We start from the raw sequence: 21,349 nt of genomic DNA, 5'->3' as shown, positions 1-21,349 counted from the left end.
CCGAGGCAGGCTGAGCTACAGCGGCCGGCCCGGCCGGGTGAGCGCGGCCCGGATTGCCAGCCACTCCGGACGGATGCCTGGATGGCTGCGGAGCGTTTCGCGCGCCGCAGCGCCGGCCTCGCCGCCTTCGGCAACGGTCATCTCCAGACAGCGCCGGTGGAGCTTGCCCTAGAGCGGTCATCTACGAACGGAGGGAAGATCACACGCCACGCCGTCAGACGCCTGACCAGTTTACGGCAGATCAGTCCGTCGCTTCGCGGACGTCCTTTCCCTGCTCGGCGAACGCCTTGAAGTCCTGCATGTGCTGTTGCGACTGCTTGCGGAAGGCGCCGGGCATCAGAAGTCCCACCAGCTTCATCAGAAAGCCGCTGAACCGGTATTCGTTCTCGCTCTCCCAGAGCGTCGTTTCCGGGCCGGCTTCGGTCAGCCGGTCGCGCACGGCGCTCCACATGCCCTCGCCGACGATCTCGCGGTCGAAGTGAAAGACGCTCGTTTTCGGGATCTCGCGCAAATCTGCCGGTTCCCGGCGTGTAATGGTCTCGGTGCCCTCGATCTTCCGCTGGCCCATCTGCATCACGACCCGCGACTTGGTGCCGAGCTGCCCGTGCTCCCCGCTCAGCGGCTCGTGCAGCACCATGCCTCGCAGCCATTTCGGCAGGTGTGCCGGGTCGGCGAGCAGCTGGCCCACCTTCTCCCGCGGCAGGGCGATCTCGATGGAGACGGTGTATTTCATGGGGCGCATCATTCTTTTCCTTCTAGGTGTGGGACAACGTGCTTTTGTACTGCTCGTCGTACTCCTCGGCTGAGGGCACTGCATTCTGTGTCCGTAAAGTAAGGGGCGGACGTGTGGTCTGCGGTTGGGTGCCAGAGGATGCGTTCACTGTGCGATCTCGGTACGCATTGATGAGCTTACGCAGTGTGGGGGCGGCTCTCCGCCTGGCGATTCGTAATTCTCATCGTGGGTGCGAGCGCCGAGGGCGCCGGTCAGCCCACCGCAGTAGGAATGTCAGGCCGGGTCGGGTGCGTAGAACTTGGTGGTGGCCTCGACTGCGGCCGCGACGTGCTCCGGTTCGCCACCGGCGGCCAATTGAGCCTTGCCCCAGGCTGCGGCGTCTTAATATTGCTCAAGGCCCGGGAAGTCGCCGAGGTCTCCGTCAGGGTCTTCGATCTTGGCCTGGCGGTAGTGGCTGAGCACGGTCTTGGAGGTGCGGATGGTCACCTCGAGGCCGTCGGCGACTTCGCGCACGTCCTCCCGGGTGAGGGCGACGAGCTCGCTGCGCCGGCCCATCAGGGCCAGGCCGAGCACGAGCAGCAGCCGGTCGCGGCGCCTGATCGCCGTGTTCAGGTCGCGGGCGCTGACCATGGCGCGCCGAGCCAGGCGGGCGGACTCGGTTTCGGGCGTCCCGTGTGCCCGGCCAGGCGGTGCATGGTGCGCACGGCGGCGGCCTGCTCGATGCTGCTCGATGCTGGCCGGCCTCGCACAGCTTCGAGGTGCATTCAGCCAGGGTGTGCGTGGTGGCGGGCGGCGCGATGCGGCCGTGCTCGAGACACCAGGTGCTGAAGGCAGCCCATTGTCGGGCGTAAATTCCTGGAAGCGCGAAAATCGGCGGACGCTCCCCCGCTACCGGTTCTGGCCGCGTCTCCCGCCCGCTCCATACCCGTACGGCGCCGTGATCCTGACCCGCGATAAGCGGGGCGTGTCGGATCACGGGCCGGACGAGAAGGGGCCGTCGTATGGCTTGACCTGCGCGAGAATGCGGTAGAAGGTGCGGGTCTCCATCCACCATTCCCGGTCGATGAAACGGCCTGTGATGCGGCCCATCAGGCAGAAATAGCTGTGCAGATCCTCGTCGTACGTGTCGTGTCCGCCGAGTTCCAGTCCTTCCGTCAGAGGCTGGTATTCGGGTAGGTCAACGGGTTCACCCGGCTCCTGCGGCGGAGTGACGTCGCCGAGCACCTCACCGTCGTAATGAAGGTACAGCGGCTCGAGCCCCGGGCCCACTTCCCCTGTGTAGTTGATTTCGAATACCCGCCGCTTTCCGAGATTGGGGATCGAGGGAAGGTGCGCGAACAGGTCGAAAACGAAGAGGTGGGTCCAGCCGGGGGCGTGTGGGCCGATCCAGATCCCCATCTGCGGGTGGCCGCTGTATACCTTCTCCAGGGTGTCCAGGCCGCACTCCACGTGTGACTCCGGATCGACCCCGAACAGCAGAGCCAGTTCCTCCGGATCGGCACCCTCGACCCAGAGGGCGTGAAATGCGTTCTCCAACCCTGTCCGTACTCGGCCAACAGGGCCCACTGGTTCTCCGCCGGGAGGTCCTCCTGAAATCAGGTGCCACCGTATGTCCTCCTCTCGTGACGACGGGGTTGCACGGCACCGGGCCGTGCAACCCCGTCCTCATCTGCTAATCGTCAGTCGACAGTCTTAACCCAGAATGGACTGTCGCTGGTCTTGGTGAGAGTGTTGACCGGATCGTAGTTGAGCAGCCGGTAGTAACCGTAGAACATCTGCAACGCGGTGCCGTGCAGTCTGTTGTGGCTGTAGCGAACTGCCTGGACCGAGTAGTTGAGCATGTCCTTGGCCGCCCCGTCCTGGGTGGAGGCGAAAGGATACTCGTCGCACTGCGTCTCACGCGCACCCCAGCCGTGCTCCTCGTACACGCCATCGGTGTAGTACTTGCAGGAGTTGGCCTTTGTCTGCAACGAATAATTGCTGTCCGCCTCTACCTTGAACGGGAATCCCGAGAACCGCCCGATTCTTTCGGTCGCCGCCCTTCGGTCCCCTCCACAGCGTCGAGCCCTGGATGGTGATGGGCGCCGCCGCGTAGTTGCCCGAGATGGTCTTGGACAGTTCGTTGCCCAGTAGCCACCTGATCGGCGGGCGGGCCTTCACCCGGTTGTCTGCCGTTCGTAGACGAGCGGGGGTAGCCCGTCGGCGGCGCTGTGCCGGCGGCGGATGTTGTCGAAGTCGGCAATCCAGGTGGCGATCTTCAGGCGGGCTTCGGCCCGCGTTGCGAAGCGGTGCCGGTGGACGTATTCGACCTTGAGGGTGGAGTTGAACGATTCGGCGGCGTGTCATGCCACAGGCTCACCGACGTAGGCCTGCGGTATGACCCTGGCTGCGGGTTGCGTGCGCGACCTGGTCGACGGCTATGTCGCCGGCTACAACCGCTACCTGCGCGACACCGGGGTGACGGAGTTGCCCGATCCCACCTGCCGCGGCAAGGACTGGGTCGGCCCCATGGCCCGGCACTCGGGTCCGTGTCACCAGGGGCAAAGTAGAGCGTTACCGCAGGCCACGATGGGTGACGCGCGCGTCCGGAACGCTTCAACCTGCTCATCCAGCGTCTTGACCAGCTGGCTGTGGCGGCTCGCTCGAAGCTCTCCCGACAGGGCGGGTCGCTCCGACAGCACTGAGCCGGGCCGGCTCGGGGTTACGAACGACGGCGTGCCCGGGTTCTCCCTTTCAGGCGCCCGCGCCGCCATCCACCGGCACGATCGCGCCGGTTACCATCGATGCCCGGTCGCTGAGCAGCCACGCTGCCACCTCGGCGACCTCGTGGGGCTCGGCCATCCGGCCGAGCGGGATCGATGCGTTGATGTGCTCGACGATGCCGGGGGTCGCCGCCTCCCACGCGTCAATCATCTCCGTGGCGGTGCCGCCGGGAGTGATGCCGTTAACCCGGATGCCGTCACGGGCCCAGCTCACCGCGGCGGTCTCGGTGATGCTGTTGAGCGCACGCTTCATAGCGCCGTATGCGGGGAGGGCGGGGTTCGCGCGGCGGCTGCCGATGCTCGAGGTGTTGACGATCGCCCCGCCGCCGTTACGTCGCATGAGTGCGGCCTCGGCGGTCATGGCGGTCCAGTGGGCGCGGAAGTTCACGGCGAACTGCTCGTCGATGTCCTCGTCGCTCGTGGTGTGGAGCGGGCCGGGCTGCTGGATCACCGCGCCGTTGTTGAACGCGCCGTCGAGCCGTCCGTGCAGCTCCTCGACGTGGTCGAGGGCCGCGCGGATGCTCGCCCGGTCGGCGAGGTCCAGGGGGACGGCGTCGGCGACGCCGCCGTCGGCGCGGATCTCGGTGGCGATCCGCTGCAGGGCGTCGGTGCTGCGGGCGGCGAGCACGACGGCGGCACCCTCGCGGGCGAAGAGCCGGGCCGCGGCCGCCCCGATGCCCCGGCTGGCGCCGGTGATGAACACCACCTTGCCGGTGAGCAGGCCGATGGGTGCGATGTCGAAGTTGTTCGTCATGACGCCAGTGTCAGGCCGGTCACCAGGCCGGATGCAGGCACAGACGGTACCAGGCTCCATCGACGCACAACGTGCACACTGGGGGTATGGACCAACAGGAACTCGGGGCGTTCCTCCGCAGCCGTCGTGAGCGATTCCGGCCACAGGACGTCGGCCTGCCCCCCGGCCCGCGACGCCGGACACCGGGTCTTCGCCGCGAGGAGGTCGCGGTCCTCGCGCACATCTCCACGGAGTACTACGTCCGGCTCGAGCAGGGCAGGGCGCCGCGCCCGTCGGCCGAGGTCCTCGCCGGGATCGCCGGCGCGCTGCGGCTCACCGACGCCGAGTCCGACCACCTCCACGTCCTGGCGGGCACGGCGCCGAGCCGTACCGGACTGCATCGGCGCGACGTCCGCCCGAGCATCCTCGCGCTCATCGAGCGGTTGCCGCAGACGGCCGCTTTCGTGACATCGGCCGCGTTCGAGGTGCTCGCGTGGAACGGCCTCGCGGCCGCGCTCATGGAGGACTTCGCCGAGCTCGCCCCCAAGGACCGCAATCTCGCGCGCCGGGCATTCCTCGCATCGCCGGGTGCCGATGCGACGCTGTACGGCGTCTCCGACGCCGCGGAGTTCCGGCACCACGTCGTCATGGGGCTCCGGTCCACCCTCGCTCGGTACCCGTATGACCCCGCTGTGACCGAACTCGTCGACGAGCTCCGCGACGCCAGCCCCGACTTCGCCCGGCTCTGGGAGCGGCACGACGTGCACGCTGCGCCGACGCTCACGAAGACGTTCCGTCACCCGGTCGTCAGGGAGATCACCGTCGACTGCGACTCGCTCACGCTCACCGACCGCGACCAGCACCTCGTTCTCTACAGCGCACCGCCAGGATCCCCTGGCGCCGAAGCCCTGGCTCTTCTGAACGTCCTTGGAACCGAGTACGTCAAGGCGAGCAGGTCACTCTGACGGAGCCGGACACGACGGATGCCCCTCTTCACCTACTCGGCGAGATCTACTGCGTGACCTTGCTACGCGGGCTCGACCCGGCCGAGGTGCTGCGCCGGTTCGGCGCCCGCACGAGCACGGAGATGAGCTTCGCCGACCTCGAGCTGGCGGTCTCCGACTTCACGATGGCGACCGAGGGCGGTGACGGGGGTGGCTATGTCGGAGTGGTCGCCACCGGCGACGGGTGCGCGGCGGTGGAACCGTCCGGCTGGTCGGCGACGGACGACCCGACACTGGCGCGGCTGTCGGCCGACACCGACGTGGTGTCTGTCTTACGACATGACTACGCTTGCAACTACTTCCACCACGCCGCCGACGGCATCGTGATCACGGCTTGACGAAGCTGGTGCAGGGTCCAGCCCGGCCGGTGCGGGTCGAGTTGGGTTGAGGCGGTCTTGAACAGGTATTCGGCGCGTGGGTAGGACAGCCGCCCCCGTCCGGTGGTCGGGTCGATGTCGGCGGCCGCGGGCGTGCGCGGGCCGGAGGAAGGAGCGCGCCGGTCGGCCAGGAACAGCGGCCCGGTGGTGCGGTCGGCCAGCAGGCGGGGCAGCAGCCGGGCGGTGGGGGTGGCCCAGTGCACGTATGCGATGGCGTCGCCCTTGGAGACGACACGGGCGCGGCGGAACTCCAGGTCGAGGTCCTCGACGTTGAGGGTGAGGGTGCCGCGGTGCGGTTCGATCAGCGGCCAGGTCGTTCGCCGCAGCTTGGTGTCACGCAGGGCGGGAAACCAAGCTGGGTCCACTCGGCCAATTCCGCCGCGCTGAGGGGATCATCGCTGGGCGTGATGCCCTCAGCGATCGCCGGAGCCAGGTACCTGGCCACGGTGTTACGTGCCACGTCCAGGCGGTTGGCGATCTCTCTGACGGAACGGCCGGCGTGCCAATGCATCAGGATCTCTGCGATGTCGACCACGTGGAATGCCTTCCGCGCCATGATCGCCCCCTTCGGCGAGCCCTTGATGGACTACCAAAAGGATCATGGACTGGACGGACCAAGTCCAGACGACACACACGCGTCGTGACCTGGCTCACGTAGGCGATTGAGGTTCCCCGATCCGGCTCAAGTCGGCAAAGTCGATCATGCTCTTCGGCTCAATAAGGTGATCGCCGACACCCAAGGCCTCGGAAGGGCCATGGCATCAGCGGAAGGCCGCGGCGTTGCGCTTGGCCCAGTCGGCGAAGGTGGCGGGAGCACGGCCGAGGATCTTTTCGACGTCGGGGCTGACGGTCTGTTCGCGGACGGTGGGGGTGCCGAGAATGTCGAGGGTGGTGTCGGCCACCGGGGCGGGCATGAACGTGAGCATCTGGGCGCGGGCCTCTTCCCGGGTCTGGTCGAGGAAGGTGACCGGCTCACCGATGGCGTCCCCAATGGCGGCCGCGCGCTGGCGTGGGGTGGCCGACATGGGGCCGGTCAGCTCGTAAATCGCCTTCGTGTGGCCCGGCTGCGTCAGGGTTGCGGCGGCCACGGCGGCGATGTCGTCGGGGTCGATGACGGGGAGGCCGATCTGGCCGAAGGGCGCGGCGATCGTGCGGGTCGCCTTGATGGAGGAGGTCCAGGCGTAGGCGTTGGAGGCGAAGCCGCCGGGGCGCAGGATGGTCCAGTCGGTGCCGGATGCCATGACGGCCTGCTCGAAGGCGGCGAAGGCCTGTCCGTGGGACAAGGAGTCCGGGCGGGTGGCCACTCCCTGAGAAGAGAGTAGGACGATCTTCCCGTAGTCCGCGAACGGAGCGACGACCTGAGCGGGGTCGCCGGCCATCATCAGGTCCCCGCCGACGAGCAGAAAGACCGCATCCGCCGCAGCGGGCAGGCCGGTGGAGGGCTGGGAGAGGTCGGCGGCGACCGCGCGGATGCCGAGCGGCACGTCGCGTTCGGTGATGCGGCGGGAGGCTGCGGTCACCTCGTGGCCCTGCTCGGCGAGGGTGCGGACGAGCGTGCGGCCGACATTGCCGGTGGCTCCGGTGACAACGATCACGACAATTTCCTTTGTTAGTTAGTTATCTAACTGACTTACTTGCTTGAAATGAACCTAGCACAGATGGAAGTGCGCTCGTTAGTCAGGCGACTGACTCGAACGCCCGAGCCCGGGCGGCCCACACTGGACGCCTGCGTCTACGCGCCACCCGCCCACCAGGAGGATTGCCACCGGTGATGGGCCGGTGATCCCGACGACCAGAACAACAACCCGCACAGTGACGGCATGAACCCCTCCGTCGCTCGACCCGCGCCTTGGAGGGTTACGGTTCGAACAGGGCGGGATAAGTCCGGCGCGATAACGCTCTAGAGGTCGTTCCGCCAGGTCGCGGTGCTCGATAGGGACCTTATGTCAACCCGCCCAGGAGCTCCCGGTTACTCACAGCTACTTTGCGTCTGGTGGCACGGACCCGAGCGCCAGGCCACTACGGCCGTCGGCGTGGTGTCATCGCGGAGTTGGGCGCCCTGTTGGACGATCGTCCGCTGCGGTCCCGGGACGGGGTAGGCGGTTACCGTGCGCCGCACCATGCCAGCGTCGATGTGCTGCTGCGGCTGTGCCGAGAGGCCGACCAGCATCGCCTGCACTACCGGCCGAAGCAGGCCAGTACGTCGTGCTGATCCTCGATCACGGCGTGTACGGCAAGCTCGCCTACGCGCTGGCCGTGCTGGAGGAGCATCCCCCGCTCGGTATCGCGGTCGACCGGCTGTGGGAGGTGCTGCTGGCCGTGGTGCGGCCGTGGTTCCTGCATCCGCATCAGGCGTTCCTTCTGGATGTGCCGTGGCCACTGGCCCGCGAGCGTGCCGTCGGCCGCGGCTACGGCGGCGGGGATGCCGCGTCGGTGGAGCGGCTGATGTTCCTGCCGGGGTTCGATGCCGCCTATCGGCGTCTGGCGGCCGCCCTGAACTGCTCGGCAGCGCCAGCCCCGGAAGGAGCCGGAGCGGCCGGAGCTGCCCCGGTCGGGGGCATCACCACGGTGGCGGCGGGGCTGCGCCCCTTGGACGACGTAGCCGCGGAGATCGAGCGCCATCTGCTGACCAGCCTGTCCGCCCTGCCCACCCTGTCCACCGAGGAAGGAGCTTTCGCACGATGACGGACATCCTGCTGCTGTCGGCCGGTCTGGACAGCTTCCCCGCCTGGTACTACCTGAACCGGCCGCACGCACTGTATTGCGATCTTGGGCACCGCTACCGCGATCAGGAGCGGCAGGCTCTGGCCGAGCTCGCCGAGCGGTGCGGCATCGACGTCGAGATCAGCAAGGAGCTTACGCTGGGCGCGCGGGAAGGCGAGGATGCGATCATTCCGTTCCGGAACGCGCATCTGGCCATGCTGGCCGCCCAGCGCGGCGACACCGTCTGGTGCGTCGGCGTACGCGGCGACCACACGCTGGACAAAAGCCCGCAGGCGTTCGCGGACATGTCGGCCTTCCTGTCGCGCATGGCCGGCCGCGCCATCACCGTGGACAGCCCGTTCTGGGAGATGACCAAGACCGACATCGTCGCCTGGTACCTGGGCCAGGGGCTGCCCGCCGATGATCTGCTGCTCACCTTCTCCTGCAGCCGCTTCGACGGGGTGCGCCGCCATTGCGGGCAGTGCTCCAGCTGTCTGCGCCGGTGGATCAGCCTGGTCAACAACGACATCCACGCGCCGTTCGACAACCCGCCGTGGCGGTGGGAGCGCGTGCACTCCTACTATCTGGCGACCATGACCGATGGCACCTACCCCGACCGCCGCGCCTAAGAGTTCTGGGCCGAGCTCGCCCGCGTCGGCATCCAGCCGCCCGACAATCCCCGCCCACCCGATCACCGTGCGCAGACCCCTCCTGCGCCTTCTGGTTCTGGGAGACGGGCGTGAAGGCTTAGCTTGTTCTTTATCCTCCGGATTGTTGTAGGGCAGCCAGGGTCCGGCCGCGTTTGACGGTTTTGCCGACGTCGTAGCGGGGTGCGGGCCGGCGGTTGGGGATGCCGGGTGGGCGTCCGGGGCCGGGCCTGGAGGGTTTGGGTGCACGGGCCGGTTGGGCGAGTGCGGGACGCAGGTTCCGAAACCGGCCGCGCCGGTACTCCGGCGACAAGGTCAAATCCACCGGCGAGTGCACCGGCCCCGGCTCGCACAACAGCGCGTCGGCCAGCTCGAACAACGCATCAGCCCGCGACTTCAGACAGGCGTAGACGTCGTTCCGGAAGCGGGACAACACTCTCGAGGACTCGACATAGGCGGCATCGTTCAGCAGACTCACCCTCACGGCCTTGTTGTGATCAGTAGCGACTCGACACCGCACATGATCACCAAGGCCGTCTTGCTGTCCGCGAAACGATCAACTACCGCTCAACACAACGATCCGGACGATAAAGAACAAGCTAAGAGGGTGTCTCTGATCCCTCTGGCTTTGATCCTTTCGTGCATGGGCCGGAGCTGGGATACCAAGATCCAGTCCTTGATCTTGCCGGGATAGCCTGGCTTCCAGCGTCGGCCCGCCCCCCGGGGGCGGTCAAACCTCGCCGGCGACCATCCAGCTGGCCGGTCGTCGGACAACGTGTCGGCTATGTCAATCGGTCGTGCTGGCGTGCACGGCGATGATTCGCCAGCCGTGCGTCTCGCCGTATAGCCAAGTACGGGTGTAGCGCATCCTGGCCGCGAACGGCGCACCGGAGACGGTCCCTTCGACGGTGCCGAGAAACCACGTCACCCCGGTGCGCCCATCGGCGAGCACGGTCAACTCCTCCTCGGCCACTCTCGTCACCACCTGCGCCCGAGTGCGGTGCAGCTCCAGGTCGTCCGCCTTGGTCGCAACGTTCGCACCGAAGGTAAAGATCAGCCGATCATCCAGCAGCCGATCCAGCGCCTCGACATCTCCAGCAAGCTGCGCGGCCTGGAGTCGGCGCTCGGCGTCCCGCAAGTCCTCCATCATGAGGTCCACCCTCCCAGCCAGCGCCGTATCCGCGCCAGGATGTTCACGCTCGGCTGATCTTCGCAGTCCGATCCAGGGACTCCGATCGTCGGTGAGTGGGTGTCGGGTTTAGAAGGCTTCCCGACAGGCCGTTGAAGTGGTGCGCGGCGGCCCGGAAAATCAGACCGTCGCGAGTTCGCGTCTTCTGTGATTCGCGACGGTCGAGGATCAGAGACACCCTCTTAGCTTGTTCTTTATCGTCCGGATCGTTGTGTTGAGCGGTAGTTGATCGTTTCGCGGACAGCAAGACGGCCTTGGTGATCATGTGCGGTGTCGAGTCGCTACTGATCACAACAAGGCCGTGAGGGTGAGTCTGCTGAACGATGCCGCCTATGTCGAGTCCTCGAGAGTGTTGTCCCGCTTCCGGAACGACGTCTACGCCTGTCTGAAGTCGCGGGCTGATGCGTTGTTCGAGCTGGCCGACGCGCTGTTGTGCGAGCCGGGGCCGGGCTCGCGCTGCTGGCCCTGTCGGCGGTGTACGTGCTGTGGCAGGACACCGGTGTGGTGACCGCTCTGTTCGCCGGGATCGCCCCGGCGGTGCTGGCCATCGTGGCCCAGGCCGTCATCCGGGTCGCCAAGCGATCGCTGACGACCCACCCACTGTTCGTCGCCGTGGCGGTGGCCGCCTTCGCCGCGCTGGCCCTGTTCGGGGTGCCGTTCCCCATCGTGATCGCCGTCGGCGCCGTCATCGGCTGGGCGGTGCACCAGCTGGCCCCGCAGGTGTTGACGAAGGGTAACGGGCACGGCGGCGACGGCGGCCCGGCCCCGCTGATCCCTGATGACGCCCTGCACCACGCCCAGCCGAGCTGGCGCTCGGCGGGCAAGATGCTCGCCGTGGGGCTGGTCGCCTGGTGGCTGCCGGTGGCCGCGGTGGCGCTCTTCCTCGGCACCGACAGCGTGTTCACCACCCAGGGGTTGTTCTTCTCCGGCACCGCGTTGGTCACCTTCGGCGGCGCCTACGCGGTGCTGGCGTTCGTCGCCCAGCGGGCCGTGGAGGTCTACGGCTGGCTCAGCCCGGGCGAGATGGTGCGCGGTCTGGCCCTGGCCGAGACCACCCCCGGCCCGCTCATCATGGTGGTGCAGTTCGTCGCCTTCCTCGGCGCCTACCGCGACCCCGGGGTCCTGGCCCCGTGGGCCGGCGCGCTGCTGGGGGCGTTGCTGACTACCTGGGTGACGTTCGTGCCGTGCTTCCTGTTCATCTTCCTCGGCGCCCCCTACGTCGAGCGGCTGCGGCACAACGCGGCCATCAGCGCCGCCCTGACCGGCATCACCGCCTCCGTGGTCGGCGTCATCGCCAACCTGGCGCTCTACTTCGCCGAGCACACCCTGTTCGGGCGCACCTTCATCTGGGCGTGGGGCCCGTTCAACATCCCGCTCCCCGACCTGGGCACGCTCAGCCCCGTCGCCCTCGGCATCACGGTGGCCGCGCTCGTGATGACGTTCGTGCTGAAGTGGCCGATGCTGCGCATCCTCGGCATCTGCGCCTTGCTCGGCATCGGCACGATCCTGCTGCCGTAAGGTCGGCCCCGCCGCTGGGAACCGTCGCGGGAGTGCGAGATGGTAGAGATCGGCCGCGCCCACCCAAGGGCCACGGGACAGGGCATAGAGGGTGGCAGGGCATGAGCACCGATGAAGCCGCCAGGGCCCATCCGTACGGTGGGCCTTCGGAGGATCGGATCGGCTTTTGGCGCTACCGGGAGCTCAGGCGGCGGCCAGAACGGCGGTGATCGGGGCTCTTGCGAGCCTGATGCCAGCCCCAAGTAGCTTCACGTGACGGTCGCTACTGAACGTCACCCAGCTCGCCGGGCTCGGCCAAGGCTTGCTGCCAGAGGCGGATCACTGCGTGCACGTGGCCGGTGGCGTCGCGGCCGGCCGGGGGGTCGAGCAGGGCGCCGTGGAGTTGTGCCTCGATGCCTTGGACGGCCAGCAGCGCGCTCAGCTCCGGATCAGGGCCGCCGGCTCCCAGACGGCACAGTTCACCAGCCAGCGCTTGGGCGATCTGCTGTTCGGCTTGGCGGAAGCGGGTGACCAGGCCGGGCATGCGGGGGGCTTGGTCGAACAGCAGCCGGTGCAGGCCGGGCCGGTCGGTGTGCAGGGCGGCCACGCATCCCAGTCTTTCTGGCCTCGACGGTCACCGATGTCGGCTGGCCACTGCTGGCCTTCACCCTGTACGAGGGGCTGATCTGCGCCTTCCTTCGAATGCGCAGCGGCGTCATCGCCGCCGCCTTCGCGCACGGAACCGCGATCTTCCTGCTGGCCGCCGCACTGGCCTGAGCCACTGAAGACGCCGGCCAGGCCAAGCATGCGCCGCGAACCGGCTGTGAGGCGCAAACGGCCGCTTCGGCGCTGGCCTCGTCGAGCCCTCCGGCCCGCTGCGGCCGGGCGGCCGCTATCCCGAGATCGCGAACGGCTCCAGCTTCATCATGGCCGTCGAGCTGACCGCGCAGGGGCCCCGCGCCTGTACGATCCTCACCTACTCGCAGTCGGCCAACCCAGCTTCACCCCATCACGTCGACCAGACCGAGCTCTACTCCCACAAGAAGTGGGTCAACGCGAGGTTCACCGAAGATGAGATCAACTCCAACCCGAAGCTGCGCACCACCACGGCGCGCGGCTGACCGAAGGTGCGCGTGGGACGGCGTCGGGCCGCGGATGCCCCGGACGCAAGAGCACCACCGGACCGGCGCAGGCTCCTACCCGCTCTCACCCGGCGAGACCAGCCCCGTCTCGTAGGCGAGCACGACCGCCTGCGCCCGGTCTCGCAGCCCGAGCTTGGTGAAGATGCGGCCGATATGCGTCTTGACGGTCGACTCGCTGAGGATCAGGGCTTCGGCCAGTTCGGTGTTGGACAGCCCCCGTCCCAGGAGTCTCAGCACCTCCAGCTCTCGAGGCGTCAGCCCGACCAGTTCGCGGTGCGCGGCGGCCGGGGCGGCTGGGGTGGGGGCGGGCCGCACGTCGGCGTAGCGCTCGACCAGGCGGCGGGTAATGGAGGGAGCCAGCAGCGCGTCGCCAGTGCTGACCAGGCGCACGGCGGCGGCCAGGTGCTCGGGGGTCACGTCCTTCAGCAGGAAGCCGCTGGCCCCCAGCGACAGCGCGGCGTAGACGTAACGGTCGAGGTCGAACGTGGTCAGCATGATCACCCGGCAGTCCGGCTGCTCCAGCAGGATCCGCCGGGCAGCTTCCAGGCCGTCCATGTTGGGCATGCGGATGTCCATCAGCACCACGTCGGGGCGCAGTTTGCGCGCCGCCGCGACGGCCTCCGCCCCGTCGGAGGCCTCGCCCACCACGGGGATGCCGCGGGTGGTCAGGATCAGCCGGAAGCCGCCTCGCACCAGTGCCTGGTCATCGGCGATGAGCACCCGCGGCGCCGCCTCCGCCGCGCTCACGGCCGGTCCAGCGGGATGCGCGCCCGTACGCGGTAGCCGCCGCCCAGCCGGCGCCGGGCGTCGAGGTCGCCGCCGTAGACGGCCACCCGCTCGCCCAGGCCCACCAGCCCGCGGCCCGCGCCGTCCCGCCGGTCGCCGGGGGCCGACGCGCCGCCGGTCAGGACGCTCGGCCCGTTGTTGAGCACCTCCACCCGCAGGTAGTGCTCGGCGTAGCGGACCGTCACCTGCGCCGTCATGCCGCTGCCGTGCTTGAGCGCGTTGGTGAGCGCCTCCTGGATGATCCGGTACGCGGTGACGTCGATCCCGGCGGGCAGCGGCCGCGGCGTCCCCGAGATGCGCACGTCGACGGGCAGACCAGCGAAGGCGAACCGGTCGACCAGCGCGCTCAGCCTGCCCAGGCCCGGCTGCGGCGCCAGGTCGCCCCCGTACGGCTCGTCGTCGCCGCTCTGTGACGGCGCGAGCAGCCCCAGCAGGTGACGCAGCTCGGTCATCGCGCCCCGGCCCGCGTCCTCGACCGCCCTGAGCGCTTGCTCCGCCTCCTGGGGCATCGTCGACAGCACCTCCCGGGCCGCCCCGGCCTGCACCACCATCAAGCTCACGTTGTGGCTGACGATGTCGTGCAGCTCACGGGCGATGCGCGAACGCTCGCCCTCCACCGCGGCGCGGGCCGCGCTCTCCCGCTCGCGCTCCAGCAGCCAGCCGCGCTCCTCCAGCGCCCGCCGGTGGCGGCGGCGCGCACGCACCAGCGCCATACCCAGCCACCCCGCCACGGCGCAGGCCGCCACCAACGCCACCAGCATCCAGCCGGCCCCCGAATCCCACACGGCCTTCAATCTCCCAGATGCCGACCGGCGGCGCATCAGACCGGGGTCCTACAGCCGTACACCTGTAGTACGACAGCGCCGTCAGGTTGGTCCCGAGGGCCGATGCCGTCACCCGCGCGCCTGTCCTACGGTTCTCCGGGTGAACAGTGATGACCGAACCGCCCAGCCCGTCGTACGACTGGACGGCGTGCGCAAGGAGTACGGCGCGACCACAGCACTGAACGGCCTGGACCTGCGGATCCACGCCGGGGAAGCCGTCGCCGTGATGGGGCCGTCCGGCTGCGGCAAGTCGACCCTGCTCAACATGATCGCCGGCCTGGACCGCCCGACGGCGGGCACGATCCAGGTCGACGGCCAGGACCTGGACGGGCTCGACGAGACCGGGCTGGCGCTGTTCCGGCGCCGCCACATCGGCATGATCTTCCAGTTCTTCAACCTCATCGACGACCTGCCGGCGCTGGACAACGTCGCGCTGCCCGCGCAGCTCGTCGGCGCCTCCGCCCGCCAGGCCCGCAGACGCGCCCTCGAACTGCTCGACGAGCTCGGCATCGCCGCCCGCAAGGACGCCTACCCGGCCACGCTCAGCGGCGGCGAACGGCAGCGCGTGGCCGTGGCCCGCGCCCTGATGAACCGCCCGGCCCTGCTCCTGGCCGACGAGCCGACCGGCGCGCTGGACAGCCGCTCCGGCGAGCAGGTGATGGACCTGCTCATCGACCTCAACCAGATCGGCCAGACCCTGCTGATCGTCACCCACGACCCGCACCTCGCCACCCGCTGCGCCAGCCGCCTGGTCGAACTCGCCGACGGCCGCATCGCCCGGCAGAGCACGCTGGAGGGAGCCGGATGAGCGCCGTATGGCGCGCCGCCCGCGCGGCCGTACGCCGCCGGCGACTGCAGACCGTCATCACCGCCCTGGTCGTGCTGTCCGGCACCATCACCACCATGCTGGCCCTGGGACTGCTCGACGCCGCCACCGCCCCGTTCGACCGGGCCTTCGACCAGCAGAACGGCGCCCACGCGGTGGCGGTCTTCGACACCGCGAAGGTGTCGAGGCAGCAACTGGCCGCAACCCGCGACCGGCCCGGCGTCGAGGCCGCGTCCGGCCCCTTCGACCAGGCCCTGATCACCTTTCCCCGAACCACAGACATCCCCGAGGCCGAAGGCCCCCTCAAGATCGCGGGCCGGGCCGAGCTCACGGACCCCGTCGACCGCATCCGGCCCCTGCAAGGACGCTGGGCCACCGCCCCCGGCGAGATCGTCCTCAACCTGCGCGACGCCGGCGCCCCGCCCCGGCCCGGCGCGCTCGGCTCCCGACTGCAGGCCCCCGGCCTGCCGCCGCTCACCGTCGTCGGCTTCGCCTCAAGCATGAGCCAGTCCGCCGACGCCTGGGTCACCCCCCAGCAGGCCGCCGCCCTGCGCCCCGGCAGCATGCAGATGCTCTACCGGTTCACCGGCCACGACACCGAGCAGGAGGTGCGCGCCGCCCTGGAAGCGGCCACCGCCGGGCTGCCCGCCGGAGCGCTGACCGTCGCCCAGTCCCATCTCGCGCTGCGCCACGCCTACGCCAGCTCGGCCGACGCGTACCTGCTCTTCATGACGCTCTTCAGCGCTCTGAGCCTGCTCGTCGCCGTCCTGATCGTGGCCAACGTCGTCAGCGGCGCGGTCGTGTCCGGCTCCCGACACATCGGCGTGCTCAAGGCCGTGGGCTTCACCCCCAACCAGGTCGTCGTCGTCTACCTCACGATGGTGTCCGTGCCCGCCGTCGCCGGCAGCGTCCTGGGCGCGCTCCTGGGCAGCGTGCTGGCCGGGCCCGTGCTGCGCGCCGCATTCCAGGGCGTCGAGAACGGCGCCGCCGACGTCGGGATAAGCCCCTGGGTGCCGGTCGCCGCGCCGGCCGGCATACTCGTGCTCGTCCTTTTGGCAGCGCTGGTGCCCGCGCTGCGCGCCCATCGGCTGCCGGCCGCCCGGGCGATCAGCGCCGGCAGCGCATCTGCCCGGGGCCGCGCCCTGGCCGCCCAGCGGTGGCTCGGCGGCTCCTGGCTTCCCCGCCCGGTCAGCCTCGGGCTGGGCCAGCCGCTGGCCCGACCCGGCCGTACCATGATGACCTTGGCGGCGATCGTCCTCGGAGTCACGACCGTCACCCTCACCACCGGCCTGACCAGCACCATGCTCGCCTTCGCCGAGGCCGAGCAGAGCTCGGCCTCCCGGGTGGTCGTGCGCGCCGGCCAGCCCGCCTTCCAGCAGACCGCCCCCACGCTCAGTGACGAGCGCATCGAAGCGCTGCTCCGCTCACTGCCGGGAGCCGGCACGGTGACCGCCCAAGTGTTCGTCGAAGTGCACCTGGCGGGCCACGCCCAGCGCAGCGACATCAACTTCCAGCGGGGCGGCCCCTCCACGTTGGCGCCCCAGGTCGTCCAAGGCCGCTGGGTGGAAGGGCCGGGCGAGATCGTCGCCCCGCCGCCGTTCCTGACCCAGCGCGGCCTGACGGTCGGCGACCAGGTGACCCTGCAGCTGAACGGCCAGCAGGCCCGCGCCACCATCGTGGGCCAGCTCATGAACGGCGACGTCCGCTTCCTGTGGTCCTCCTGGCAGACCCTCGCCATGCTGGCCCCGCAGACCAGTGCCGACCACTACGAGGTGCAGCTCACCCCGGACGCCGACCCAGAGGCCTACGCCAGGGCCGTCAAAGCGGCCGACCCCGGTCTCTACCCCTTCGTCGCGGTCCCCGACTCCCTCACCACCACCACCGTCGTGGGGCTCGCCTCGGTCTTCACCACGCTCATCATCGTGGTGGCGGCGCTGGGCGTCTTCAACACCGTCCTGCTCAACACCCGCGAACGCCGCCGCGACCTCGGCATGCTCAAATCCATCGGCATGACCCCCCGCCAGGTCACCACCATGACCGTGACGTCGATGGCGGCGCTCGGTCTGGCCGGCGCCTTCATCGGCATTCCCTGCGGGATCGCCGCGCACCGCCTGCTCGTGGACAACGTCGGCATCGTGGTGTTCCCCGAATTTATGAAGGACGTCTGGCAGCCGCCGCAACTCGCCCTCCTGGCTGCGGCGGGCGTGGCCATCGCCGTCCTCGGCGCGCTCATCCCGGCCCGAGCCGCCGCCCGCCTCACCATTGCCACCGTCCTCCACAACGAGTAGCACCGGCACCGCTGTGCGGGCCGCCGGGCTGTACCTGACAACAACCTGAAGCTCAAACCGAGTACGGCAGTACGTTCCAGTACTAGAGCCTGTACGGACTTCGGATCTTCAGGCGGGCCGGAGGCTTCGGACCCACAAGACGGCTCCACGTGCGGGAGGCGGCACCGGGTCTCGATGTGGCGAAGGTTGCGGTGGGCGACTGGTGCCGGTTTGGGACGATCTGTGGCATGGCGCGTGGTGATGGTGGCGACAGGGACGGCCGGGGCGAGCCCGAGTGGCGGCCGGTGAGCGACGTGGACATGATGACCGCGTTCGTGCTGGAGCAATTGGGCGCCAACCTCGAGCAGTTGCGGACTTTGGAGCCGACACAGCGCGCTCCGCATCGGCTGGACGACCACACCGTGGAGCGGATCAGGTAGGTGTTGCCCCACCGCGACATCCCGAGAGATGGGATCGACCGGCCCGCAGCCTCTTCGACAAGCCCAAGGCGACCGGCCGGCAGCGGCCTGGGCCTGCCAATCGCCCGCCAGATTGCGAGGTCCATGACGGCACCCTGCACACCGCCCACGGCGCCTCCGGAACCCGCATGATCCGGCGCCTGCCACTGTGCAGACCCTAAAGCCGTACGAATCGGTTCCGTTGCAGGTCCACACCCGATCTTGCCAGCAGAGCTGCGGGTCTTGGTTGATGTGCGGGCGAAGCCCGCGTCTTTCTTGTTGGATCAGTGGAATTTTCACTACCCACGCCCTTTACAATGTAGATTTATAATGAACCCTCGGCTCGATCACCATCGATGCGGTCCAACACCGCAGCCCGCGAGGAGAATCGCCCCGCGCGACACCCCCGTCGATTGACCGGACGCCGGACTCGCGGCCCAGATCAATTAACGACGCCCTGGCCAAATGCAGGTGGCTGGTGTAGCCCCTCCCCCGCCAGCGCCTTGGCGCCATCATGGAAGCCGCAGGAGCCGGGCTTCGGCTCTGCGCCGCTATCGTCGACCGGCTCACCTACGGCGGCAACATCATCGAGACCGGCACCAGCTCCTCTCGGCTGGCCAAGACGCAAGCCCAAGCGGCAACCGCCCAGAAGGCCGCAGCAGGCTGACCCACTTTTCCTTTCAGCCTCCTCGGACAAGCGTTCACCAGCCGATCCGAAGGAGCAGATCAAGATGGAGCGCCCGCAGGCGAAGCGGGGGTGGACCTGCAACGGAACCGTTTCGTACGGTAAGCGCCTTCCCGCAGGCCAGGGCAGGGGCCGAACGGGGCCCGTGCGGGGTCGTTAGCGTCCGTTCCCGTTCCGGCGCAGCTCACCTGTGACCATGGTTTCGGGGTGGATCTGCTGGTGGGTGACGCCTGGTGATGGTGATCTTCGTGTCCGGAAGTCCTCGGTAACGGACAAGATCAACCTTGGGGTCATAAAACGAGTGCATGAACCCTACGTAACGGTATGGTCGCTTACCGTACGGCTCGTGGAACTTGGGTTTTATGGTGCGGGTCATGCCGGTCGAGTTCCTCAGTGATCAGGAAGCGGCTGCCTACGGCAGCTACAGCGCCTCGGTGTCGCAGGCAGATCTTGAGGCGTTCTTCTACCTCGACGACGCCGACCGCCGGCTGATGGCGAAGGCGAAGCTGAGGGGTGATCACAACCGCCTCGGGTTCAGCATCCAACTCACCACCGTGCGTCATCTCGGCCGGTTCCTGAGCGATCCGCTGCAGGGGGTGCCGACCGAGGTCATCGACTTTCTGGCCGGGCAGCTTGGGGTGGCCGACCCTTCGTGCGTCAAGCGGTATGCCCGGCGCGAGCCCACCCATCGTGAGCATGCCGGGACGATCCAGGAAGCGCTGGGCTTGAGGGACTTCACCGAGGCGGAGGCCGAGCTGGCAGAGTACGTGGCCCGGCGGGCGTGGATCACCGGGGACGGGCCCAAAGCGATCTTCTTCGATGCGCTGCGGTGGCTGCGCGAGCAGCAGGTGCTGCTGCCGGGACTGTCGCGGCTGGCCCGGCTGGTGGCGCGAGAGCGGGAGGCGGCGACCCGGCGGCTGTGGGAGACGTTGTGTGCGGCGCTGAGCGAGCAGCAGCGCCGCGAGCTGGACGCGCTGCTGGTGGTGCCGGCGGGGAAGCGGATCTCCCAATTGGAGGAATGGCGCACCGGTCCGGCGCGGGCCTCAGGCCCGCAGATGATCAAAGCGCTCAGCCGGGTCGCTGAGATCATCGCCTCGGGCCTGTCACGGGTGAAGCTGGATGTCACGGTGACGCCGCGGCGGCTGGCCGAGCTCGCTCGGTACGGGATGGGCGCCGATGTGGCCCAGCTCAAGCGGCACCGCGACAGCCGGAGGCTGGCCACGCTGGTGGCGACGGTGACGCAGCTGGAGGCCACCGCCACCGACGACGCCCTGGAGTTGCTGGAGCTGCTGTGGGCGACCGAGCTGGCCGGCAAGGCCCGGACCGAGGCCGACAAGGGGGTCGTCAAGAAGCACCCGCGGCTGGCCAAGGCCTCGGCGGTGCTGGCGGTGGTGGCCCAGGTGCTGCTGGAGGCCCGGACGTGGGGTGAGGAGGACCAGGTCCGGGTCGCGGAGGTGTGGGAGGCGATCGAGGCGCGGATCGCCCGCGAGCAGGTCCGGGCCGCGGTGGCCACCGTGACCGGGATGCTGCCGCCGCCCGAGGCGGTACCTGAGGGCGACTGGCGGGCCGAACTGGCCAAGAGGGCCTCCACCGTGGTGGGGCTGTGCCGAATGCTCACGACCACGATCACCTTCGGCGCGAACGCCCGGGGTGCCCCGGTGCTGGCGGCGATGATGGCGCTGGGCGAGCAGTTGGGCACCGAGGCGCGCTGGAGCGTCAAGAACCCGCGTATCCACCCGCAGGTGGTGACCGGCCCGTGGAAGCACCTGGTGTTCGGCCATCCGGCTGGCACCGACGGGTCGGTGGAGCGCGGCGCCTACATTTTCTGCCTGCTAGAGCTGTTCTGCCGTCATCTGAAACACCGCGACATCTACGCCGAAGCCTCCACCCGCTACCGCGACCCGCAGGCCCGGCTGCTGGACGGCGCGGTGTGGGAGGCGGTCAAGACCGATGTGCTGACCACTTTGGACCTGCCCGAGGATCCCGACGCGCTGCTGGCCGCCCACGTCACTGCCCTGGATGGGGCCCTGCGCTACGTCGGCGGACGCCTGGTGGCCAACAGCGACGTGCGGGTGGACGGGCAGGGGAAGATCCACCTCGCCAGCAACAAGGCGATCAAGGAGCCGCCGTCGCTGATCGATCTGCGCAAGCGGGTGGCGGCCATGCTGCCCCGCATCGACATCGGGGACCAGGTCCTGGAGGTGATGGGCTGGGTATCGCAGTTCCTTCCCTCGCTGACCGCCCTGTCCGGCGGGACGAGCCGGATGGCGGACCTGAACGTCACCGTGGCGGCCTGCCTGACCAGCCAAGCCCTCAACATCGGATACGGGCCGGTCTCCAGCCCCGGCGTACCCGCGCTGGACCGGCGCCGGATCGGGCACGCCGGCCGCACCTACCTGCGCGCCGCCGGCTACACCGCGGCCAACCCGCACCTGATCGAGGCCCAGGCCGCCATCGGCTTCGCCCAGGCGCTGGGCGGCGGGATGGTCGCCGCGATCGACGGCATGCGCTTCGTCGTGCCCGTCCCCTCCCTGATGGCCAAACCCAACCGCAAATTCTTTGGCCCGAAACGCGGTATGACGTTCCTGAACATGATCAATGATCGAGCGTTCGGCATCGCGCATAAAATCGTCGCAGGAACCGACCGAGACTGCCTGCACGCCATCGACTTGTTCTTCGGCTTCGGCGCAGCGAAACTGCCGGAAGTCCTCGTCAC

The 21,349-nt window shown here is 68.9% G+C and carries 24 protein-coding genes and 1 pseudogene; 11 read left to right on the top strand and 14 right to left on the bottom strand.

The window, feature by feature from the left end; translation table 11 throughout:
• Positions 1 to 241 precede the first annotated feature (241 nt).
• The 6 genes and pseudogenes from V5E28_RS34005 to V5E28_RS33985 form a co-directional block, all read right to left on the bottom strand.
• The gene (locus V5E28_RS34005) at positions 242 to 733 is read right to left on the bottom strand and encodes an SRPBCC family protein (protein ID WP_336213128.1); all 492 of its coding nucleotides are present in this window, start codon (positions 731 to 733) and stop codon (positions 242 to 244) included.
• Between the two features lie 381 nt (positions 734 to 1,114).
• Positions 1,115 to 1,363 carry a hypothetical protein gene (locus V5E28_RS34000; protein WP_336213126.1) on the bottom strand — a complete coding sequence of 83 codons (249 nt, stop codon included), beginning with the start codon at positions 1,361 to 1,363 and terminating at the stop codon, positions 1,115 to 1,117.
• A gap of 342 nt (positions 1,364 to 1,705) precedes the next feature.
• Positions 1,706 to 2,269, bottom strand: a complete 564-nt coding sequence (locus V5E28_RS33995) for a hypothetical protein (RefSeq protein WP_336213125.1) — start codon at positions 2,267 to 2,269, stop codon at positions 1,706 to 1,708.
• Positions 2,270 to 2,412: 143 nt separating this feature from the next.
• Positions 2,413 to 2,703, bottom strand: coding sequence for a NucA/NucB deoxyribonuclease domain-containing protein (locus V5E28_RS33990; RefSeq protein WP_442945910.1), 291 nt, complete (start codon positions 2,701 to 2,703; stop codon positions 2,413 to 2,415).
• A 186-nt stretch (positions 2,704 to 2,889) separates the two neighbouring features.
• A pseudogene (locus tag V5E28_RS49710) lies at positions 2,890 to 3,060 on the bottom strand (integrase core domain-containing protein); the annotation flags it as partial.
• Between the two features lie 406 nt (positions 3,061 to 3,466).
• Complete coding sequence (locus tag V5E28_RS33985) at positions 3,467 to 4,249, bottom strand: SDR family NAD(P)-dependent oxidoreductase (protein WP_336213121.1); 783 nt, start codon at positions 4,247 to 4,249, stop codon at positions 3,467 to 3,469.
• Positions 4,250 to 4,335: 86 nt separating this feature from the next.
• Here V5E28_RS33985 and V5E28_RS33980 point away from each other — a divergent pair, with 86 nt between their 5' ends.
• Both V5E28_RS33980 and V5E28_RS33975 read left to right on the top strand, forming a co-directional pair.
• Positions 4,336 to 5,193 carry a helix-turn-helix transcriptional regulator gene (locus V5E28_RS33980; RefSeq protein WP_336213119.1) on the top strand — a complete coding sequence of 286 codons (858 nt, stop codon included), beginning with the start codon at positions 4,336 to 4,338 and terminating at the stop codon, positions 5,191 to 5,193.
• 53 nt (positions 5,194 to 5,246) lie between these two features.
• Positions 5,247 to 5,570, top strand: coding sequence for a DUF6461 domain-containing protein (locus V5E28_RS33975; RefSeq protein ID WP_336213118.1), 324 nt, complete (start codon positions 5,247 to 5,249; stop codon positions 5,568 to 5,570).
• On the opposite strand, the gene V5E28_RS33970 is transcribed toward V5E28_RS33975, so the two are convergent.
• The 3 genes from V5E28_RS33970 to V5E28_RS33960 all read right to left on the bottom strand — a co-directional run bounded on the left by V5E28_RS33970 (position 5,528) and on the right by V5E28_RS33960 (position 7,204).
• Entirely contained in the window at positions 5,528 to 5,974 is a 447-nt protein-coding gene (locus V5E28_RS33970; RefSeq protein ID WP_336213116.1) for a hypothetical protein, read from the bottom strand. The genes V5E28_RS33975 and V5E28_RS33970 overlap by 43 nt on opposite strands.
• Positions 5,911 to 6,165 carry a hypothetical protein gene (locus tag V5E28_RS33965; protein WP_336213114.1) on the bottom strand — a complete coding sequence of 85 codons (255 nt, stop codon included), beginning with the start codon at positions 6,163 to 6,165 and terminating at the stop codon, positions 5,911 to 5,913. The genes V5E28_RS33970 and V5E28_RS33965 overlap by 64 nt, the downstream gene beginning before the upstream one ends.
• 205 nt (positions 6,166 to 6,370) lie before the next feature.
• A complete protein-coding gene (locus tag V5E28_RS33960; protein ID WP_336213113.1) occupies positions 6,371 to 7,204 on the bottom strand; it encodes an SDR family oxidoreductase in 834 nt (277 codons plus the stop codon).
• Positions 7,205 to 7,814: 610 nt separating this feature from the next.
• Between V5E28_RS33960 and V5E28_RS33955 the strand changes: the two genes are divergently transcribed.
• Complete coding sequence (locus V5E28_RS33955; RefSeq protein WP_336213111.1) at positions 7,815 to 8,294, top strand: hypothetical protein; 480 nt, start codon at positions 7,815 to 7,817, stop codon at positions 8,292 to 8,294.
• Positions 8,291 to 8,941 (top strand): 7-cyano-7-deazaguanine synthase, encoded by a 651-nt coding sequence (locus V5E28_RS33950; RefSeq protein ID WP_336213108.1) that lies wholly within the window; start codon positions 8,291 to 8,293, stop codon positions 8,939 to 8,941. Before V5E28_RS33955 ends, V5E28_RS33950 begins: the two co-directional genes overlap by 4 nt.
• Before the next feature lie 130 nt (positions 8,942 to 9,071).
• Here V5E28_RS33950 and V5E28_RS33945 read toward each other — a convergent pair whose 3' ends face one another.
• Both V5E28_RS33945 and V5E28_RS33940 read right to left on the bottom strand, forming a co-directional pair.
• A complete protein-coding gene (locus tag V5E28_RS33945) occupies positions 9,072 to 9,437 on the bottom strand; it encodes a hypothetical protein (protein ID WP_336213106.1) in 366 nt (121 codons plus the stop codon).
• A gap of 309 nt (positions 9,438 to 9,746) precedes the next feature.
• A complete protein-coding gene (locus V5E28_RS33940) occupies positions 9,747 to 10,109 on the bottom strand; it encodes a nuclear transport factor 2 family protein (RefSeq protein ID WP_189143089.1) in 363 nt (120 codons plus the stop codon).
• 471 nt (positions 10,110 to 10,580) lie between these two features.
• Between V5E28_RS33940 and V5E28_RS33935 the strand changes: the two genes are divergently transcribed.
• Positions 10,581 to 11,666: a chromate transporter gene (locus V5E28_RS33935; protein ID WP_336213102.1), complete on the top strand. Its 1,086-nt coding sequence runs from the start codon at positions 10,581 to 10,583 to the stop codon at positions 11,664 to 11,666.
• Between the two features lie 262 nt (positions 11,667 to 11,928).
• On the opposite strand, the gene V5E28_RS33930 is transcribed toward V5E28_RS33935, so the two are convergent.
• The gene (locus V5E28_RS33930; protein WP_336213100.1) at positions 11,929 to 12,252 is read right to left on the bottom strand and encodes a hypothetical protein; all 324 of its coding nucleotides are present in this window, start codon (positions 12,250 to 12,252) and stop codon (positions 11,929 to 11,931) included.
• A 268-nt stretch (positions 12,253 to 12,520) separates the two neighbouring features.
• Between V5E28_RS33930 and V5E28_RS33925 the strand changes: the two genes are divergently transcribed.
• The gene (locus V5E28_RS33925; protein WP_336213297.1) at positions 12,521 to 12,766 is read left to right on the top strand and encodes a penicillin acylase family protein; all 246 of its coding nucleotides are present in this window, start codon (positions 12,521 to 12,523) and stop codon (positions 12,764 to 12,766) included.
• Between the two features lie 75 nt (positions 12,767 to 12,841).
• On the opposite strand, the gene V5E28_RS33920 is transcribed toward V5E28_RS33925, so the two are convergent.
• On the bottom strand, positions 12,842 to 13,534 hold the full coding sequence (locus tag V5E28_RS33920; protein WP_336213098.1) for a response regulator transcription factor: 693 nt from the start codon (positions 13,532 to 13,534) through the stop codon (positions 12,842 to 12,844).
• Positions 13,531 to 14,358: a sensor histidine kinase gene (locus V5E28_RS33915; RefSeq protein ID WP_336213096.1), complete on the bottom strand. Its 828-nt coding sequence runs from the start codon at positions 14,356 to 14,358 to the stop codon at positions 13,531 to 13,533. Before V5E28_RS33915 ends, V5E28_RS33920 begins: the two co-directional genes overlap by 4 nt.
• A 139-nt stretch (positions 14,359 to 14,497) precedes the next feature.
• Here V5E28_RS33915 and V5E28_RS33910 point away from each other — a divergent pair, with 139 nt between their 5' ends.
• The 5 genes from V5E28_RS33910 to V5E28_RS33890 all read left to right on the top strand — a co-directional run.
• Complete coding sequence (locus V5E28_RS33910) at positions 14,498 to 15,205, top strand: ABC transporter ATP-binding protein (RefSeq protein WP_336213094.1); 708 nt, start codon at positions 14,498 to 14,500, stop codon at positions 15,203 to 15,205.
• On the top strand, positions 15,202 to 17,511 hold the full coding sequence (locus V5E28_RS33905; RefSeq protein WP_336213093.1) for an ABC transporter permease: 2,310 nt from the start codon (positions 15,202 to 15,204) through the stop codon (positions 17,509 to 17,511). The genes V5E28_RS33910 and V5E28_RS33905 overlap by 4 nt, the downstream gene beginning before the upstream one ends.
• A 227-nt stretch (positions 17,512 to 17,738) precedes the next feature.
• Positions 17,739 to 17,930 carry a hypothetical protein gene (locus tag V5E28_RS33900; RefSeq protein WP_336213091.1) on the top strand — a complete coding sequence of 64 codons (192 nt, stop codon included), beginning with the start codon at positions 17,739 to 17,741 and terminating at the stop codon, positions 17,928 to 17,930.
• Positions 17,931 to 18,462: 532 nt separating this feature from the next.
• Entirely contained in the window at positions 18,463 to 18,615 is a 153-nt protein-coding gene (locus V5E28_RS33895; RefSeq protein WP_336213090.1) for a hypothetical protein, read from the top strand.
• A gap of 392 nt (positions 18,616 to 19,007) precedes the next feature.
• On the top strand, positions 19,008 to 21,349 hold a 2,342-nt coding region (locus tag V5E28_RS33890), incomplete at its 3' end, for a DUF4158 domain-containing protein (RefSeq protein ID WP_336213089.1).

Source organism: Nonomuraea sp. LPB2021202275-12-8 (assembly GCF_037044575.1).
GTDB lineage: Bacteria > Actinomycetota > Actinomycetes > Streptosporangiales > Streptosporangiaceae > Nonomuraea.
This window is presented reverse-complemented; position numbering and strand designations above follow the sequence as displayed.

What these genes read in the sequence shown, in the direction of transcription:
- V5E28_RS34005 (WP_336213128.1), bottom strand. Translation starts at nt 733, where the DNA reads ATGAAATACACCGTCTCCATCGAGATCGCCCTGCCGCGGGAGAAGGTG.
- V5E28_RS34000 (WP_336213126.1), bottom strand. Translation starts at nt 1,363, where the DNA reads ATGGTCAGCGCCCGCGACCTGAACACGGCGATCAGGCGCCGCGACCGG.
- V5E28_RS33985 (WP_336213121.1), bottom strand. Translation starts at nt 4,249, where the DNA reads ATGACGAACAACTTCGACATCGCACCCATCGGCCTGCTCACCGGCAAG.
- V5E28_RS33980 (WP_336213119.1), top strand. Translation starts at nt 4,336, where the DNA reads ATGGACCAACAGGAACTCGGGGCGTTCCTCCGCAGCCGTCGTGAGCGA.
- V5E28_RS33965 (WP_336213114.1), bottom strand. Translation starts at nt 6,165, where the DNA reads ATGGCGCGGAAGGCATTCCACGTGGTCGACATCGCAGAGATCCTGATG.
- V5E28_RS33950 (WP_336213108.1), top strand. Translation starts at nt 8,291, where the DNA reads ATGACGGACATCCTGCTGCTGTCGGCCGGTCTGGACAGCTTCCCCGCC.
- V5E28_RS33940 (WP_189143089.1), bottom strand. Translation starts at nt 10,109, where the DNA reads ATGATGGAGGACTTGCGGGACGCCGAGCGCCGACTCCAGGCCGCGCAG.
- V5E28_RS33905 (WP_336213093.1), top strand. Translation starts at nt 15,202, where the DNA reads ATGAGCGCCGTATGGCGCGCCGCCCGCGCGGCCGTACGCCGCCGGCGA.
- V5E28_RS33900 (WP_336213091.1), top strand. Translation starts at nt 17,739, where the DNA reads ATGGCGCGTGGTGATGGTGGCGACAGGGACGGCCGGGGCGAGCCCGAG.
- V5E28_RS33895 (WP_336213090.1), top strand. Translation starts at nt 18,463, where the DNA reads ATGGAAGCCGCAGGAGCCGGGCTTCGGCTCTGCGCCGCTATCGTCGAC.